The sequence below is a fragment of the Duganella rhizosphaerae genome, assembly GCF_040364205.1.
Taxonomy (GTDB): Bacteria; Pseudomonadota; Gammaproteobacteria; order Burkholderiales; family Burkholderiaceae_D; genus Rugamonas; species Rugamonas rhizosphaerae.
The window spans coordinates 767,239-783,751 of the sequence record NZ_BPWK01000001.1 but is presented as its reverse complement, the minus strand read 5'-3'; the positions used below and the strand labels follow the sequence as shown (position 1 = coordinate 783,751).

Sequence of the window (16,513 nt, the reverse complement as noted above, 5' to 3'; positions counted from 1 at the left end):
CACAAATAAGGAACACCGCATGGGTCGCGATCATCATGAAACCCGCGCCTGGGTCCGCATGCCGTCGGAGCGCCGGCTGGATCTGCTCGACCCCACGCCGTTCGATTGGGAAGATAGCGACCTGGCGCTGGGTTTGGCGCGCACCTATCGCTGGGGTGGACATTCGGCGTGGCCGCTGCCGCTGTCGGTGGCGCAGCATTCGCTGACGGTGATGCATTTGCGCGCGGCAGCCTGCACAGCGGTCGGGCTGGCGTTGCCGCCGCTGGCCGCGCTGCGCGAGCTGCTGCACGATGCGGAGGAAGGCTTGCTGGGATTCGATTGCGTCTCGCCGCTGAAGCCCTTCCTGGGCGAAGGCTTCAAGGCGCTGACGGTGCGGCTGGAACGCGCGGTGTTCTTGCGCTACGGCTTGCAACACTGGACGCCGAAGGAGCACGCCGCCCACAAGCTGGCCGACCGGCTGGCGGCGGCCAGCGAAGCGGTGCATGTGGTGGGATGGTCGGCCAAGGAAGTGCTGCACACGCTGAAGATCACCGTGCCGCCGTTGAACGACGATCCGCTGCAAGCGATCTACGGCGGCACCGCGTGGGAGCCATGGCCGCCCGCCATCGCCAGCGAGCGCTTCCTGGCCGAGCTTGATCGCTTGAAGGCCCTCAGCGCCTAGGACTTACGGGCGATGCCGCGCACTCGGTAACGGCGCTATACTGCTGCGTAACTTTACGTGGAGATTTCATGACGACGCCCGAAAACGAACTGGCCAACAACGCCAAGCTGACTGCGCTGGCGCGCGCCCTGCGCGACCTGCACAAGCAGCTGATTCATGTGGAGACGCAGTATTTTGGCGCGGTCGGCAGCCCGCTGGAGCTTTTGCAGCTGGTGACCAATCATCCGCATTTCGCCTGGCTGCAAAAACTGTCGGGACTGATGGCGCAAATGGACGAGCGGCTCGATGAGCCGGAGCCGGTCACCATCGCTGAAGCCGGAGCCTACCGCAAGGCGATCGAAGCGCTGATCGGTCCGTCCGAGAACGGCGACGCCGAGTTCCGTGCCAAGTACAACGCCTTGCTGCACGACGGCACCGAGATCGTCATGGCGCACGGCGCCGTGCGCAAGGTGCTGGCCGGGATTACCGGCTGAACGTATCCAGGCCGACGCGCCGGCCTGGAGTACATCAAAGCCGGCGCCCAGCTTACTTCACGGTGATTTTACCGGTCCCCGCATTGCTCAAGACCGAAGCCTTGACCGCCGTCGCATTCAGCAACGGAGCGGAATAAGGCAGACTCCAGCCGACTGCGCTACTGAAGCTGCAGGCACCGCCCGCAGTCAGCGCGCCGCCGTTCAGCAAAGACCCTGTATCGGTGACCGCGCCGGTCTTACTCGACGAACCCGGATTGGTCATGATGTTGGAACAGCTGCTGGCGCCAGCTATGTCAAAGGCATTGTTCTGCGAAATGATCTTCGCCTTGTACGCCACCCCGATGCTGTACTGATGCGGATAGACCGAATGCGAACGCGATCCTTCAAAGTAGTTGTTGTAGATGTGAACCTTGCCGAAGCGTACGCGCGGCGCGCGCTCCGCCACGTTCAGGAAGTGGTTGTTGTTGAAGGTGACCGTCAAATGGCCGTCGTCGCTGGTCTTGGAGTCCGACGAACCGATCAAATTATTCTTCTCGTGTAATTCGAAGCGGTTGTTGGAGACCGTCACGTAGTCCGAACCATTCTTGACGTCCAGCGCACCATCGTGGCATTCCTTGATCTTGCCATTCTCGATGGGCAACTGGTCATCTGTCTTCGGCGCGTCGGTGAAGACATTGTGATCGATCCACACATTCTTCGACGCCAAGATGGTGACACCGTCATATTCGGAATTCCAGTTGCCGGCGCTGCCGTCGTTCGGATCCCAGACCGGCGCGATATCGCATGGATTGACGATGTTGATGTTGCGGACGATGACGTTTTGCTTGCCGTTGATGACGATGTTGGCGTTGACCAGTTTGGTATTCCCGCCCATGCCGATCAGCGTTGTGTTGCTGCCCAGTTTGATCTGCAAACGCGCGGCCTGGTCGGTGGTGCTGGTGTACGGGCCACCGTTGTCCGCAGACGTTGGGTCGATCGTGCCGTACAGTTTGATGATCTTCGGATTGTCCCCTTGCGCCGAGATGGCAGCCATCAATTGCGATGCCGAGCTGACCTTGTAGATGGCCGTGGCCGGCGCTGCCGCGCCGCCCGTGGTGCCGCCGTTCTGCCCGGCCCAGCCAGTGGTCGGCGCAGCTTCGAATGTGGCGTCGGCTGGAGTCGGTGTCGGCGTTGGCGTTGGCGTTGGCGTTGGCGTTGGTGTCGGTGTCGGTGTCGGTGTCGGCGTTGGTGTCGGCGTTGGCGTTGGTGTCGGCGTTGGCGTAGCCAGCGGACCGACTGCGCACTTCTTGGCAATTCCAGGATTAGGATCACTGCCGAAGGTAGCCGTGGCACACAGGACGTCGCCCGAAAGGGTGGCAATCACCCACTTGTCCTTGATGCCATACGACACCAGCCTGCTGCTCGCACCCGCTTTACAGGTGCCGCCCTCGTCGGCACATTTCGAATACCCGCTGGGCCAATCGGCAGCGGACGCAGCGCCGCCGCACAGCAGCGCTACGGCGCCAAAAATGATAGTTTTTTTCATAGCCACAAGTCAGTCTCCTCAAGATAGATATCTGAATTTATTAACCAGAAACGCACCGCAACCGATGACTTATAAACCAAGTCATCGTACAACGGCGATAGACATCATATGACTTAACGAGGAAAAAGGCCTAAAGAGAGCGAAATAATGTTAAATCGAACAACAAAAATGCATCGAAATTCATAAAAACTTACACAGAGATCATATCACTTGATTCTCAACAAGAAAGACCGTCCTGGACAGCTACGTGCCGCGCATACAATGCCTGAAGAAAAGCCGCTAAGCAGCCGTAATTAAAGCGCTTTTCACAGATATCCACATCAACTGTGGATAAGGTTGTGAATAACCCCCTCTTGACAGCCGAGAACGCCTTTAACGGCGCGGGATTCAACAAAATGCCTAATCCACAGGCAGATTTATTCTCCAGTAAAATCAATGACTTAGATCATGTACAATTCAAGCCTCAAACGTTTTCCTGCTCGCTTGAAAAATATTTTTTTGTGCATAAGTAGGCCGCGAGACACGCTAATGCACGCCTGCCGGGGAATCCTTTGACAAAAGTGCTAGCAAGGAATAGTGTCACTCTGAAGGTCCGCAATTCCCTTCTTCGACTTATCGCGGGATTGATGCATGAACCAGAACGACGACGACACCGATTGGATGATAGAAGACGAAGCGCCGCCGGCCAGCCAGCCGCTGCCAGGCAAACCCGGCGCCGCACCGGCGCCCGCTCCGTGGCGGGTGCTGATCGTGGACGACGATGTCGATGTCCACGTGGTCACCAAATTCTCATTGAGCAATGTCTGCTTCCAGGGACGGCGGCTGAGCTTTCTGCACGCCTACAGCGGCGAAGAAGCCCTGACGACGCTGCGCACCACGCCCGATATCGCGCTGGTGCTGCTGGACGTCATCATGGAAACCAGCGACGCCGGCCTGAACGTGGCCCGCCACATCCGCGACACCTTGCACAACAACCTGGTGCGCATCGTGCTGCGCACCGGCCAGCCGGGACAGGCGCTGGAACACAGCATCATCCTCGACTACGACATCAACGATTTCTGGTGCAAGACCGACCTCACCACGCGCAAGCTGTTCACCACGGTGATCTCGTCGCTGCGCGCGTATTCCGGGCTGGAGCAGGCGCACCGGCAGATACAGTCGCTGCAACAGGAGCTGGACCAGGCCAAGACGGTGCTGGCCGCGGTAGACCAGCACGCGGCCATGATGACGCTGGATGCGCGCGGCAAGATCGTCACGGTCAATGATAAATTCTGCGCGGTATTCCAGTACAGCCGCGAGGAACTGCAAGGCGCCGATCCGCGCCTGCTGCACGCCCCGCCCTATCCGCCGGATCAATTGGCCGACGCCCTGCAAGCGCTGAAGGAAGGCGAAGCCTGGACCGACGTGGTCAGCGCCTGGCGCCGCGACGGCCAGGAGGTGCGGCTGCGCGCCACCGTGACGGCCACCGCCGACAGCCCGCCGCGCTACATCGTCGTCGCCAGCGTGCTGCAAGCGCTCAAACGGCCGCTGTAGCGCCCGCTAGAACACTGTAAGTCGCGGATTGTTATAGCTCTTTTCGGGATATCCACAGAGGCTGTGGATATCTATGTGGATATCACCCCATTGACACCGCAGAGAGGCTTTACCTATGCGGTTTCCAACAAACTGCCCATCCAAAAGGCAAAATTAAACCCCTTACAAATCAAATACTTAGCGCGTAACGTATTGTGGCAAGAAAATATTTTGAAAATAATTCTTGTCAACATGGTTTGTGCATAAGTAAACGCGATACCGCTCTAAGCGGCCATCTCAATGAGGGGATTTTCGACGCTGTTCGGGGTGTAATAGCACCCGTTCGATCACTTGCGGATCGACATTATGGGATTTCATGTATTCGATCGCACAAACGGTATTGAAGCTGGACTGCACCTGAATGCCGCGATTCACTGCGGCACTGCATTGCTCATCACTGCGCTGCTGTAGTAGCGAAACGTTCATCATGATCCTTAACAAGAATTGAAGGGTTTGACTTTGATTTGCAGCATGCTAAAGGAGTATGAGCGACCCTAGACCAAAGTCAATGTCAGCTTCCTATCAATTCCGAATTTAAAACACGCCGTGCTCCTGAGTTCATAGACATGCGGCAATACCGGCGCGATAATGGTGCATGCCTATCGATCCGCCCCGCCTCCGCCCCGCCTCGCTACTTGATCTATTCGTCTCTTTCACCATTTTGGCGCTCCAGGGTTTTGGCGGCGTACTGGCCGTCGTGCAACGTGAGTTGGTCGAACGCAAGCGCTGGCTGACCCAGGAAGAATTTATCGAGGAATGGGCGGTGGCCCAGATCATGCCCGGCCCCAACGTTGTCAACCTGGCGCTGATGATCGGCAACCGCTACTTTGGCTTGCGCGGCGGACTGGTCGCGCTGGCCGGCATGCTGACCGTGCCGCTGCTGGTGGTGCTGGTGCTGGCCGTGCTGCATTCCCACTACGCGCACCACCCCGGCGTAGCCGGCGCACTGCGCGGCATGGCGGCGGTGTCCGCCGGGATGATCGCCGCCACCGGCCTCAAGCTTGCGTCCGCGCTCGGCAAGCATCCGCTGCCGATGTGGCTGACCGGCGCCATCGCCCTGCTGTGCGTGGTGTTCGTGGTGCTGCTACACCTGCCGCTGGCTTACACCCTGCTGATCCTGGGCAGCATCGGCGTCACGCTCACCCACCGCAAGCTCAAGGGGCACCAGCCATGAACGACGCTCCGCTGCATCTGGTGTTGAGCCTTGGCGACTGGCTCAACCTGTTCGCCCATTACATGTTGTTGTCGCTGATGTCGATCGGCGGCGCGATTTCCACCACCTCCGAGATGCACCGCTTCCTGGTCGAGGAACATCACTGGCTGACGCAATCGCAGTTCAACGATTCGATCGCCATCGCCCAGGCGGCGCCGGGCCCGAACGTGCTGTTCGTGGCGCTGATGGGCTGGAACGTCGGCCTGAACGCCGGCAGCTACACGGCGGCGATGGCCGGCGTGCTGGTGACGATGACGGGCATCATGATACCGAGCACCACGCTGACTTATCTGGCGGCGCGCTGGGGCCACCAGAACCGCGAACTGCTGGGCGTGCGCGCCTTCAAGCAAGGCATGGCGCCGGTGGTGGTCGGGCTGATGGTGTCGGTGGGGATCATACTCGGCAGCGCGCATCACAGCTGGGCCACCGACTGGCCCTTGTGGACCCTGTCGGTGGTTGCCGGCCTGGTGATCTGGCGTACCCGCATCCACTTGCTGTGGATATTGGCCGGCGGCGCCTTGCTGGGCTGGTTCCAGCTGGTTTAACCCCCGGCACAGCGGGGTCTGACCCCGTACGGGGTCAGACCCCAACGGTTCATCGCGGTGCGGGGTTCTGGTAGCCGCCGTAGTATTTCACGGGGCTCCAGTCCGGCCGCACCTCGGGCATGGCCGGCGCATACTGCCCGAACTCCCGCGCCGCGTACACCACCTTGCCATTGACGATGGTCAGGCTGCTGTCCAGGTTCTTGATCTGCTCCACCGCCATCGAGAAATAGTCTTGCGGCAGTATCACCAGATCCGCGTACTGGCCAGCGGCCAGCGTGCCCTTGAGCTTTTCCTCGCCACTCATCCAGGCGCTGCCCTGCGTCATCAGCTTCAGCGCCTGATAGCGGCTCAGTACGTCCTTGGGCTGCCATACGCTGAGGCCGCCCGCAGTCTTGCCCGTCACGGCCCAGTAGATCGACGGCCACGGCCCGTAACTGCTGACGCGTGTGCCGTCCGTACCCAGGCCGACGGGAATCTTCATCTCCAGCATTTTTTTGATCGGCGGCATCTGGCGGGTTTGCGCGCCGTACTGTTTCCAGTACAGCTCGCCCTGGAAGTACATGCGGTTCTGCACCGCGATGCCGCCGCCCAGCGCCTTCACGCGCGCCAGCTGCTTGTCGCTGATGGTCTCGGCGTGGTCGAAGAACCAGCGCAGGCCGTTCAGCGGCGTATCCTGGTTCACTTTCTCGATGACGGCCAGGTCGCGGTCTATGCTCTCGTCATAAGTCGCATGGATGCGGAACGGCCAGCGGTTCTTGATCAGCAGGCGCAGCACCGGCTCCAGCTCGCTCTCCATCTGCGGCGGCATGTCCGGACGCGGCTCCAGGAAGTTCTCGAAGTCGGCCGCGCTCCACACCAGGTTCTCGCCGCCGCCTTCGGTGTTGTAGCCGTTGGCGTAGAACAGATGGTCGTTCTTGTCCGGCTTGGTCATCGCGAGCCAACGCTGGTAATCCTCCAGCTCCTTGCCGGGCTTTTGCGCAAACAGGTAGTAGGATGTGCGCACCGTCAGCTTGCCGCTCTTGGCCAGCTCCAGGCTGACCGCGTAATCGTCGGGATAGGCCTGGCCGCCGCCGCCGGCATCGATGGCGCTGGTCAGGCCGAGGCGATTCAGCTCGGTGTAGTACTGCAGCGTGGAGTTCAGCTGTTGGTCGCGCGGCAGCACGTTGGTCTTGCCCAGCGTGGTGTACAGGATCATCGCGTTGGGCTTGGCGATCAGCAGGCCGGTCGGCTTGCCGTCCGCGCCCAGTTCGACCACGCCGTCCTTGAATTTTGTATCGGCGTTGTAGCCCAGCGTGGCGATGCCCTTCTGGTTCAGGAAACCCAGGCCGTACAGATACAACAGGAACACCGGTTTGTCCGGCACCGCCTCGTTGATTTCCGCCAGCGTCGGCAGGCGTTTTTCTTCGAACTGGAATTCGTTCCAGCCGCCCACCACCTTGATCCAGGCGCCGTCCGGCGTGCGCGCGGCCTGCTCCTTGAGCATTTGCAGCGCCTTCTTCAGCGAAGTCACGCCGTCCCAGCGCAGCTCGGCGTTGTAGTTCAAGCCTTCGCGGATGATATGCAGGTGGGAGTCGTTGAGGCCGGGGATGACGGTCTTGCCGCCGGCGTCGATCAGCTGGGTGCCGCCCGCCTTGAGTTTGAGGATCTGGGCATTGCTGCCAACGGCCTGGATCTTGCCGTCCTTGATGGCGAGGGCTTGCGCGAAAGCGCCCTCCCGGGTCATGGTGGCGATCTTGCCGTTGCTGATGATGAGATCCGGCGCGGCCTGCGCAAGACTCGTGCAAGCCAGTGCCGCCGCGAACGCGAGCTGGTTCAATTTCATTTGTACTACTCCTAAAAATAAACGGGCCGGCGCGATGCTTGCACCGCGCCGGCCCACATCAGAGGCAAACGAATTGAGCCTTGCTCAGTTCGATTAGTCCTTGATGGATTCGACCGAGAAGGTCAGGGTGACGTCGTCGCCGACGTTAGGTGCGTATTTACCGGCGTTGAATTCGCTACGCTTGATGGTGGCGGTGGCGTTGGCGCCGCAAGCCAGCTTCTTCATCATCGGGTGATCCATGCACTGGAAGTGGGTCACGGTCAGCGTAACCGGCTTGGTGATGCCTTTGATCGTCAGGTTGCCTTCGATGGTCGACGGTACGTCGCCCTTGAAGTTGAACTTGGTCGACTTGTAGGTGATGGTCGGGAACTTGGCGGTGTCGAGGAAGTCTTCGCCCTGGATGTGGCCGTCGAACAGTTTCGAGCCGGTGTCCACCGATTTAGTGTCGATCACGGCTTCAACCGAACCGGTCTTGCCGGTGCGGTCCAGCACGATCTTGGCGGTCGTGTTGTTGAAGCGGCTTTGCTGGGTCGAGTAGCCGAAGTGGCTGTATTCGAAACGGGCGAAGGTGTGATTCGCGTCGGAGGTGAAGCTTTCCGGTGCGGCGAAGGCGGACAGCGAGATACCAGCGGCAACCAGCAGGGCGAAGATTTTTTTCATTAGTAAGACTCCAGAATGTGGGAACAATGTATAAGAACTCGACCTGGCCGATACTAGCCGCCCGGTGCATGTCTTTCGAGTGGACCGATTATGCTCGTCACATCTACAGTTGTAAAACGAAAAATTTACCGCCTTATTATCGATAAAATCGATCATAAAACCGGCGACTCATGTAGGGATGATAACGGAGCAGGCGTGAAACGGCGATCTGCCTAAAGACCGGTGACCGCCCTACCCGGCCGGGTAATGGCGGCCACGGAAGAATGTCAGGCCGCGGCGGCGACCACCGCCGGATGATGCAGGATGCGGCCCAGCAGCCGCTGCTCCAGCGCGGCAAACGCCACGCTGCCACGCGCACGCGGGCGCGGCAAGTCCACTTTCAGGTCCAGCGTGATGCGGCCCTCCTCGATCAGCACCACGCGGTCGGCCAGGGCCAGCGCCTCCTGCACATCGTGCGTGACCAGCACGGCGGTGAAGCCGCGCGTCTGCCACAGCGCTTCGATCAGCTGCTGCATTTCGATGCGGGTCAGCGCATCGAGCGCGCCCAGCGGTTCGTCCAGCAGCAGCAACTGCGGCTCGTGCAGCAAGGCGCGCGCCAGCGCCACCCGCTGCCGCTGGCCACCCGACAATTCAGCCGGCCAATCGTCGGCGCGGTCGGCCAGGCCGACAGTAGCCAGCGTGGCCGCCGCCGCGTTCAACGAGTGCGGCATGCCGATCGCCACATTCTCCAGCACCGATTTCCACGGCAGCAGGCGCGCCTCCTGGAACATGATGCGAATGCTGGCGGCGATGCTGCCGCTGCCGACGGCGATGCTGCCGGCATCGGCATTGTCCAAGCCCGCGATGGCGCGCAGCAGCGTACTTTTGCCGCAGCCGCTGCGGCCCACCACAGCGACGAACTCGCCGGCGCGCAGCTCCAGCCGCACGTCGCTCAGCACCGGCCTGGCGCCGAACGATTTGCTCACACCGTCCAGCGCCAGGGATACGCCCTGCCGCCGCACGGGCGTGGGCGCTGCGGGCCGGCGGCTCACGGCATGGCCGGTGTCAAATAAAGCGGTCGAGATATGCATACGGTTTCCTTCATCAACGGTAAGCGGGATTCCAGCGCAGGAAATGCCTCTCCATCCCGCGCGACAGCAGGTCGGCCAGTTTGCCCAGCAAGGCGTACAGCAGGATGCCCACCAGGACCACGTCCGTCTGCAGGAACTCGCGGGCGTTCATGGTCATGTAGCCGATGCCTGCCTGCGCCGAGATGGTTTCGGCGACGATCAGCAGCACCCACACCAGGCCAAGCGAAAAGCGCACGCCCACCAGTATCGACGGCAACGCCGCAGGCAGGATCACGTCGCGATATAGCGGCCAGCCGGACAGCCCGTAACTGCGCGCCATCTCGATCAATCCCTGGTCGGCGGAGCGGATGCCGTGGAAGGTGTTCAAGTACACCGGGAAGAACACGCCCACCGCCAGCAGGAACAGCTTGGCCGTTTCATCGATGCCGAACCACAGGATCACCAGCGGGATCAAGGCCAGCGCCGGGATGTTGCGCACCATCTGCAGCGTGGTGTCGAGCAGCGTTTCGGCGCGGCGCACGCTGCCGGTCAACAGGCCAAGCAGCAGTCCCGCTCCCGCGCCTATCGCAAAGCCGCTGGCCGCACGCCACAAGCTGGTGCGCAGGTGCAGCCACAATTCGCCGGAGACGGCCAATGTCCAGAAGGCCTTGGCCACCGCCCACGGCTGCGGCAGGATGCGGCTGGACAGCCAGCCCAGTTGCGACGCGGCCTGCCAGCCGGCGATCAGCAACACCGGCAGTATCCACGGCGCGAAGGCGTTGGGACGGGCGGCGGTGGTGCTCATGTCATGCCGCCTTCTTCGGCAGATTCTGCGGCACGATGTCGCTGGCCATCACTTCACCAAACGGACCGCTCAGCGACTGCTCGCCGGCCGCCTTGCCCTTGCCCAGCAACGGGAACACCAGTTCGGCGAAGCGGTACGATTCCTCCAGGTGCGGATAGCCGGAGAAGATGAAGGTCTCGATGCCCAGGTCCGCATATTCCTGGATGCGCGCCACCACCGTCTGCGGATCGCCCACCAGCGCGGTGCCGGCGCCGCCGCGCACCAGGCCCACGCCCGCCCACAGGTTGGGCGAGACCTCCAGCTTGTCGCGGCTTCCGCCGTGCAGCGCGGCCATGCGTTGCTGGCCCACCGAATCCATCTTGCCGAACGCCGCCTGCGCCTTGGCGATGATGTCGTCGTCCAGGTGGCTGATCAATTCATCGGCCGCGCGCCACGCCGCCTCATTGGTTTCGCGGACGATCACGTGCAGGCGTATGCCGAACTTCACGGTGCGGCCATGTGCGGCGGCGCGGGCGCGGATGTCGGCGATCTTCTCGGCCACGGCGGCCGGCGGCTCGCCCCAGGTCAGATAGACGTCCACCTGCTCGGCCGCCAGCGCGTGCGCCGGTTCCGACGAGCCGCCGAAGTACAGCGGCGGATATGGCTTCTGCACCGCCGGGTACAGCGTCTTCGCGCCCCTGACCTTGATATGCTTGCCCTCGAAGTTGTAGCCCGCCTCGCCGCCCTCGCCCGACAGCGAGGCGCGCCACACACGGATGAATTCATCCGATATCTCGTAGCGCTTGGCGTGGTCGGCGAACAGGCCGTCCGCTTCCAGCTCGCCCTGGTCGCCGCCGGTGACGACGTTAATCAGCAGGCGGCCATTGGACAAACGGTCGAACGTCGCGGCCATGCGCACCGCCAGTCCCGGCGTGGTCAGGCCCGGACGGATCGCCACCAGGAACTTGAGCTTCTGCGTCGCGCCGATCAGCGACGAGGCGACCACCCAGGCATCCTCGCAGGAACGGCCGGTGGGCAGCAGCACGCCGTCGTAGCCCAGCGTGTCGGCGGCGACTGCGCACTGTTTCAGGTAGTCGGCATCGACCGGGCGCGCGCCTTTGGAGGTGCCGAGATAGCGGCTGTCGCCGTGCGTGGGGATGAACCAGAAAATATTCAGGGACATGATGGCTTCCTTAGAGTGCTTCCTTGACCACGATGGATTTCGGGATCAGCTTCAGGTTGGAGAAGGCATCCGCCACTTTTTGCTGCTGCTCGATCACGGCGGCGTTGATCGGCTTGACGCCGTAGGCATAGCGCGAGGCGGCCAGCGCCACCACGTCGACGGACAAACCGGTCTGCGCGGCCAGGATGACGGCGACTTCCTTCTGGTTCTTCTCGCCCCACTCGTCCACCTTGGCGATTTCATCGAGCACGATGCGGACGATCTCCGGGTTCTTCTCCGCATAGCTGCGCGAGGCCAGGTAGAACTGGTGATTGGATACGAGCCCTTTGCCGTCGGCCAGCACGCGCGCGCCCAGCTGCTTCTCGGCGGCGGCCAGGAACGGATCCCAGATCACCCAGGCGTCCACGCTGCCGCGTTCGAACGCGGCGCGCGCATCGGCCGGCGGCAGGTAGATCGCTTCGATGTCCTTGTACGCCAGACCGGCCTTCTCCAGCGCCTTGACCAGCAGGTAGTGCACGTTGGAGCCTTTGTTCAGCACCACCTTCTTGCCCTTCAGGTCCGCCAGGCTGCGGATCTTCGAATCCTTGGGCACGACGATCGCCTCGCTGGACGGCGACGGCGGCTCATTGCCGATATAAACCAGATTGGCGCCCGCCGCCTGCGCAAAGATGGGTGGCGCTTCGCCGACGGTGCCGAAGTCGATACTGCCGACATTCAGTCCCTCCAGCAGCACCGGGCCAGCCGGGAACTCGGTCCATTTGACGGTGACGTTTTTGGCGGCCAGGCGCTGCTCCAGCGTGCCGCGTCCTTTCAGCAACGTCAGCGTGCCGTATTTCTGGTAGCCGATGCGGACTTCCTGCCTGGCCTGCGCGTTGGCGGCCGATGGTGCGCCCGCTGCGAAGACCCCCGCTGCAAACAGCAGGCCCAATGTGTGGCGACGTGCTGCGCGTTTTTGTTCGATGCTCATGGTTTTCCTTTTTTGTAGTAATCAGCGTGCCAGGCGTACCGGCTGCAGCGGCGCCACGTACACTTCTTCGGTGCGGCCGGCCAGTGCTTGCAGGCCGGTCGCCAGATCCTCCACGCCGGCGTCCACGCGCCAGGCGACGGCCGGGTCCAGCGTCAAGCCGGCGTCGTCGCTCCAGGCCAGCTGCTGCGACGTGGCGTAGATACTGGCCAACACATGGCGCGCTTCCAGCGCATGCAACACCGGCCGCAGCGCATAGTCCAGCGCCAGCATGTGCGACTGGCTGCCGCCCGTGGCCAATGGCAGCACCAGCTTGCCCGCCAGGCCATCCTGTGGCAGCAGGTCGAGAAAAGCTTTGAGGATGCCGGTGAACGAAGCCTTGTACACCGGCGTGGCGATGACGATGGCGTCGGCGTTGGCCACCGCTGCCAGGGCGCGCTTGATCGCCAGGTCCGAAGTATCGGCATGCAGCAGCGCCCGCGCCGGCAGGTCGCGCACTTGCAAGGTGCCGTGTCGAAGGCCGTAAATGGCCAGCTTCTGGCCCACGTGATCCAGCAAACGGCCGGTGCTTGAAGGGAGTGCGGGACTGCCGCCGATCAGAAGTATGCTCATTGCTGCTCCCGGTGTTGTTCGTGACTGTTCATGACTATTCATGACTGTTCGTGACAACCAGATTAATTCCGCAGCAATCAAATCAAAACGAATAGTTTTACGTTTTGATATGCATTTTCTTCTTTATAATTTTTTGGAATATAGAAAGGGGAAAAACTTCGTTTGCCGCATGAGCAGCTGATGCGATACTTCGCGCACCGGAACCTTACAACCGGCACCAACCCCTATTTCTGATGACTACACCACTGATTCGCATCGATCATGCGAGTAAAACCTTTGCGTTGCCCGACGGCGGCGCGTTCCACGCAGTACGCGACGTTACCCTGGAAGTGAACGAAGGCGACATTTTCGGCCTGATCGGCAAAAGCGGCGCCGGAAAATCGACCTTGCTGCGCCTGTTCAACCTGCTGGAGCAGCCCGACAGCGGCCGCGTATTCGTCGACGGCCGCGAATTGACCGCGCTGTCCAAGCGCGACCTGCGCGACGCCCGCCGCAATATCGGCATGATTTTCCAGCAATTCAACCTGCTGCAAAACGCCACGGTGTTCGACAACGTCGCCTTCCCGCTGCGCATCCACGGCGGCATGACGCCGGCGCAGATCACCGCCCGCGTCAATGATTGCCTGGAGCTGGTCGAGTTGAGCGGCAAGACGGCCAGCTATCCGGCGCAGCTGTCGGGCGGCCAGAAACAGCGCGTCGCCATCGCCCGCGCGCTGGCCAGCGGCCCGGCCGTGCTGCTATGCGACGAACCCACCTCCGCGCTGGATGCCGAGACCACGCGCGCGCTGCTCGCCACGCTGCGCGACATCAATCGCCGCCTGAACGTGACCATCGTGATCGTCAGCCATGAGCTGTCGGTGCTGGGCGAGATCTGCAACCGCGTGGCCGTCATCGAAGACGGCGCGATCGCCGAACAATTCGCGCTGGACGACGCCGCCAGCGCGGCCGAACCGCGCAAGACCGCGCTGGGCCGGGAGCTGGCGCAGCACGGCGCCGCCAACGCGCTCGCCAACATCAACAACGCCAACACGGAGGCAGCCTATGTCTGAATATCTCGCCTCGCTCGACGCCATCATCGCCATGCTGCCGGAGATGTGGACCGCCCTCGGTCAAACGCTGACCATGCTCGGCATCGGCCTGACCGCCGCGGTGCTGATCGGCGGCCCGCTCGGCATCCTGCTGTTCCTGGTGGCCGACGGCCAATCGCTGCAAAACCGCCCCGCCTCGCTGGTACTGGGCTGGTTCGTGAACACGGTGCGCTCCTTCCCCTTCATCATTTTGCTGGTGGCGCTGGTGCCGTTCACGCGCATCATCGCCGGCACCTCGATCGGGCCGCTGGCCGCCGCCGTACCGCTGTCCTTCGCCGCCGTGCCCTACTTCGCCCGCATGGTTGAACAGAACCTGCGTGAAGTGCCGCGCGGCGTCATCGAAGCGGCCCACGCGATGGGCGCCTCGGAGATGCAGATCGTATTGAAGGTGCTGCTGGTGGAGGCCCGTTCCGGCCTGGTGCTGGCGCTGACCGTGCTGTCGATCAGCTTCCTGTCTTACTCCGCCGTGGCCGGCGTGGTGGGCGGCGGTGGCATCGGCGACCTCGCCATCCGCTACGGCTACTACCGCTTCGAGACCGACATCATGGTCGCCACCGTCGCCATCCTGATCGCCATGGTGCAACTGATCCAGTTCACCGGCAACCGCATCGCCAAACGCCTCGACAAACGCTAATCAAGGGAATCAACATGAACGCACCTCGCCGCAACCTGCTGCTCGCCGCACTGACCATCGCCCTCGGCATCGCCGCGCCAAGCTACGCCAAGGATCCGAAAGAAATCGTGATCGGCACCAGCGCCGGCCCGTATGCGGACCAGATCAAGCTGGGCATCAAGCCTATCCTGGAAAAGCAAGGTTACAAGATCAAGCTGGTGGAGTTCAACGACTACATCCAGCCGAACTTCGCGCTGGCTGAAGGTTCGCTGGACGCCAACGTCTTCCAGCACATCGTCTACCTGAATGAATTCGCGGCCAAGAACAAGCTGCCGCTGGCCGACCTGGTGAAGATCCCGACCGCGCCGATCGCCATCTACAGCAAGAAGCACAAGACGCTGGCCGAGGTGAAGGAAGGCGGCACCGTCGCCATGCCTAACGATCCGACCAACCAGGCGCGCGCGCTGGTGCTGCTGGATCAACTGGGCTGGATCAAGCTGCGCGACAAGTTCGATCCGGTGAAGGCATCGGAGAAGGACATCGCCGTCAACGTCAAGAAACTCAAACTGATCTCGCTGGACGCGGCGCAGCTGCCGCGCTCCTTGCAGGACACCGACTACTCCTTCGTCAACGGCAACTACGCGCTGGCGTCGGGCATGAAGCTGAAAGAGGCGCTGCTGACCGAGAAGATCTCGTCCAACTACATCAACCTGGTGGCGATCCGCAGCGCCGACAAGGACAAGCAGTTCGCCAAGGATCTCGCGGCGGCCTACCGTTCGCGCGAGTTCCTGGCCGTGACCAACAAATACTTCCCCGACTACTCGAAGACCGAAGACCAGCTGGCGCTGGAAGCGGCCGGCACGGGCAAGCCGGGCAAGTGATACTTAGTCCAGATCGGAAGCAGCGTGCCGCTCAGGTACCTGCTCCTCCGGTTCGCCGAAGGTCCGGTTGACCTTGCGGCCGCGGATCACCGCCGGACGCGCTGCGATGTCGTCGGCCCAGCGGCGGACGTTCTTATACTCGTGCACCGACAGGAATTCGCCGGCGCCGTAGATCTTTCCGAGTACCAGAACGCCGTACCACGGCCAGATCGCCATGTCGGCGATGGTGTAGTCGTCGCCGGCGACGTAGCGGTGATCGGCCAGCTGGCGATCGAGCACGTCGAGCTGGCGCTTGACTTCCATCGCATAACGGTTGATCGGGTACTCCAGCTTTTCCGGCGCGTAGGCGTAGAAATGGCCGAAGCCTCCGCCCAGAAACGGCGCGGAACCCATCTGCCAGAACAGCCAGTTCAGCGTCTCGGTGCGGGCCGCCAGCTCCTTCGGCAGGAAGGCGCCGAACTTCTCCGCCAGGTACACCAGGATCGAGCCGGATTCGAACACGCGCAACGGCTGCGCGCCGCTGCGGTCCACCAGCGCGGGTATCTTCGAGTTGGGATTGATGTCGACGAAGCCGCTGGAGAACTGCTCGCCGTCGTTGATGCGTATGAGCCAGGCGTCATATTCAGCGCCGGTATGCCCGGCGGCCAGCAGCTCTTCCAGCAGGATCGTCACCTTCACGCCGTTCGGCGTACCCAGGGAATAGAGCTGCAAGGGATGCTGCCCGACCGGCAGCTCCTTCTCATGCGTGGGGCCCGCAACCGGGCGGTTGATGCTCGCAAAGGTGCCGCCCGAAGGCGCTTCGGCTACCCAGACTTTCGGCGGTACGTACTTCGATTGATCAGTCATTCAAAACTCCATGCAAATTCAA

The 16,513-nt window shown here is 62.1% G+C and carries 19 protein-coding genes; 9 read left to right on the top strand and 10 right to left on the bottom strand.

Going from position 1 to position 16,513, the window contains the following annotated elements; genetic code table 11:
* Window positions 1–19: 19 nt before the first annotated feature.
* Window positions 20–661, top strand: a complete 642-nt coding sequence (locus tag RUGAMON1_RS03525) for a phosphohydrolase (protein ID WP_445229190.1) — start codon at window positions 20–22, stop codon at window positions 659–661.
* A gap of 68 nt (window positions 662–729) precedes the next feature.
* On the top strand, window positions 730–1,134 hold the full coding sequence (locus RUGAMON1_RS03520; RefSeq protein ID WP_445229189.1) for a hypothetical protein: 405 nt from the start codon (window positions 730–732) through the stop codon (window positions 1,132–1,134).
* Between the two features lie 52 nt (window positions 1,135–1,186).
* Here RUGAMON1_RS03520 and RUGAMON1_RS03515 read toward each other — a convergent pair whose 3' ends face one another.
* A complete protein-coding gene (locus RUGAMON1_RS03515) occupies window positions 1,187–2,659 on the bottom strand; it encodes a pectate lyase family protein (protein ID WP_445229188.1) in 1,473 nt (490 codons plus the stop codon).
* Window positions 2,660–3,289: 630 nt separating this feature from the next.
* Here RUGAMON1_RS03515 and RUGAMON1_RS03510 point away from each other — a divergent pair.
* Both RUGAMON1_RS03510 and RUGAMON1_RS03505 read left to right on the top strand, forming a co-directional pair.
* Window positions 3,290–4,192: a PAS domain S-box protein gene (locus tag RUGAMON1_RS03510; RefSeq protein WP_445229187.1), complete on the top strand. Its 903-nt coding sequence runs from the start codon at window positions 3,290–3,292 to the stop codon at window positions 4,190–4,192.
* 75 nt (window positions 4,193–4,267) lie between these two features.
* Window positions 4,268–4,438 (top strand): hypothetical protein, encoded by a 171-nt coding sequence (locus tag RUGAMON1_RS03505; protein WP_445229186.1) that lies wholly within the window; start codon window positions 4,268–4,270, stop codon window positions 4,436–4,438.
* A 30-nt stretch (window positions 4,439–4,468) separates the two neighbouring features.
* Here RUGAMON1_RS03505 and RUGAMON1_RS03500 read toward each other — a convergent pair whose 3' ends face one another.
* Window positions 4,469–4,660 (bottom strand): hypothetical protein, encoded by a 192-nt coding sequence (locus RUGAMON1_RS03500; protein WP_229211323.1) that lies wholly within the window; start codon window positions 4,658–4,660, stop codon window positions 4,469–4,471.
* A 166-nt stretch (window positions 4,661–4,826) separates the two neighbouring features.
* Between RUGAMON1_RS03500 and RUGAMON1_RS03495 the strand changes: the two genes are divergently transcribed.
* Both RUGAMON1_RS03495 and RUGAMON1_RS03490 read left to right on the top strand, forming a co-directional pair.
* Window positions 4,827–5,405: a chromate transporter gene (locus tag RUGAMON1_RS03495; protein ID WP_445229185.1), complete on the top strand. Its 579-nt coding sequence runs from the start codon at window positions 4,827–4,829 to the stop codon at window positions 5,403–5,405.
* Entirely contained in the window at window positions 5,402–5,989 is a 588-nt protein-coding gene (locus tag RUGAMON1_RS03490) for a chromate transporter (RefSeq protein WP_445229184.1), read from the top strand. The genes RUGAMON1_RS03495 and RUGAMON1_RS03490 overlap by 4 nt, the downstream gene beginning before the upstream one ends.
* Before the next feature lie 49 nt (window positions 5,990–6,038).
* On the opposite strand, the gene RUGAMON1_RS03485 is transcribed toward RUGAMON1_RS03490, so the two are convergent.
* The 7 genes from RUGAMON1_RS03485 to ssuE all read right to left on the bottom strand — a co-directional run bounded on the left by RUGAMON1_RS03485 (window position 6,039) and on the right by ssuE (window position 13,063).
* On the bottom strand, window positions 6,039–7,811 hold the full coding sequence (locus RUGAMON1_RS03485) for an amidohydrolase (RefSeq protein WP_445229183.1): 1,773 nt from the start codon (window positions 7,809–7,811) through the stop codon (window positions 6,039–6,041).
* A 93-nt stretch (window positions 7,812–7,904) separates the two neighbouring features.
* Entirely contained in the window at window positions 7,905–8,471 is a 567-nt protein-coding gene (locus RUGAMON1_RS03480; RefSeq protein WP_445229182.1) for a YceI family protein, read from the bottom strand.
* Window positions 8,472–8,737: 266 nt separating this feature from the next.
* A complete protein-coding gene (locus RUGAMON1_RS03475; RefSeq protein ID WP_445229181.1) occupies window positions 8,738–9,541 on the bottom strand; it encodes an ATP-binding cassette domain-containing protein in 804 nt (267 codons plus the stop codon).
* A 13-nt stretch (window positions 9,542–9,554) separates the two neighbouring features.
* Window positions 9,555–10,325, bottom strand: a complete 771-nt coding sequence (gene ssuC, locus RUGAMON1_RS03470) for an aliphatic sulfonate ABC transporter permease SsuC (protein ID WP_445229180.1) — start codon at window positions 10,323–10,325, stop codon at window positions 9,555–9,557.
* A gap of 1 nt (window position 10,326) precedes the next feature.
* A complete protein-coding gene (gene ssuD, locus RUGAMON1_RS03465; RefSeq protein ID WP_445229254.1) occupies window positions 10,327–11,481 on the bottom strand; it encodes an FMNH2-dependent alkanesulfonate monooxygenase in 1,155 nt (384 codons plus the stop codon).
* Between the two features lie 16 nt (window positions 11,482–11,497).
* Window positions 11,498–12,454, bottom strand: coding sequence for a sulfonate ABC transporter substrate-binding protein (locus RUGAMON1_RS03460; RefSeq protein WP_445229179.1), 957 nt, complete (start codon window positions 12,452–12,454; stop codon window positions 11,498–11,500).
* Between the two features lie 21 nt (window positions 12,455–12,475).
* Complete coding sequence (ssuE, locus tag RUGAMON1_RS03455; protein WP_445229178.1) at window positions 12,476–13,063, bottom strand: NADPH-dependent FMN reductase; 588 nt, start codon at window positions 13,061–13,063, stop codon at window positions 12,476–12,478.
* A gap of 233 nt (window positions 13,064–13,296) precedes the next feature.
* On the opposite strand from ssuE, the gene RUGAMON1_RS03450 reads away from it, so the two are divergent.
* From RUGAMON1_RS03450 to RUGAMON1_RS03440, 3 genes are read left to right on the top strand one after another with little or no spacing between them, the layout of a single operon-like run.
* Entirely contained in the window at window positions 13,297–14,112 is an 816-nt protein-coding gene (locus tag RUGAMON1_RS03450; protein WP_445229177.1) for a methionine ABC transporter ATP-binding protein, read from the top strand.
* On the top strand, window positions 14,105–14,785 hold the full coding sequence (locus RUGAMON1_RS03445; RefSeq protein WP_445229176.1) for a methionine ABC transporter permease: 681 nt from the start codon (window positions 14,105–14,107) through the stop codon (window positions 14,783–14,785). The genes RUGAMON1_RS03450 and RUGAMON1_RS03445 overlap by 8 nt, the downstream gene beginning before the upstream one ends.
* 14 nt (window positions 14,786–14,799) lie before the next feature.
* Entirely contained in the window at window positions 14,800–15,645 is an 846-nt protein-coding gene (locus tag RUGAMON1_RS03440; RefSeq protein ID WP_445229175.1) for a MetQ/NlpA family ABC transporter substrate-binding protein, read from the top strand.
* Window positions 15,646–15,648: 3 nt separating this feature from the next.
* Here RUGAMON1_RS03440 and yghU read toward each other — a convergent pair whose 3' ends face one another.
* Complete coding sequence (yghU, locus tag RUGAMON1_RS03435; protein WP_445229174.1) at window positions 15,649–16,491, bottom strand: glutathione-dependent disulfide-bond oxidoreductase; 843 nt, start codon at window positions 16,489–16,491, stop codon at window positions 15,649–15,651.
* Window positions 16,492–16,513: the final 22 nt, after the last annotated feature.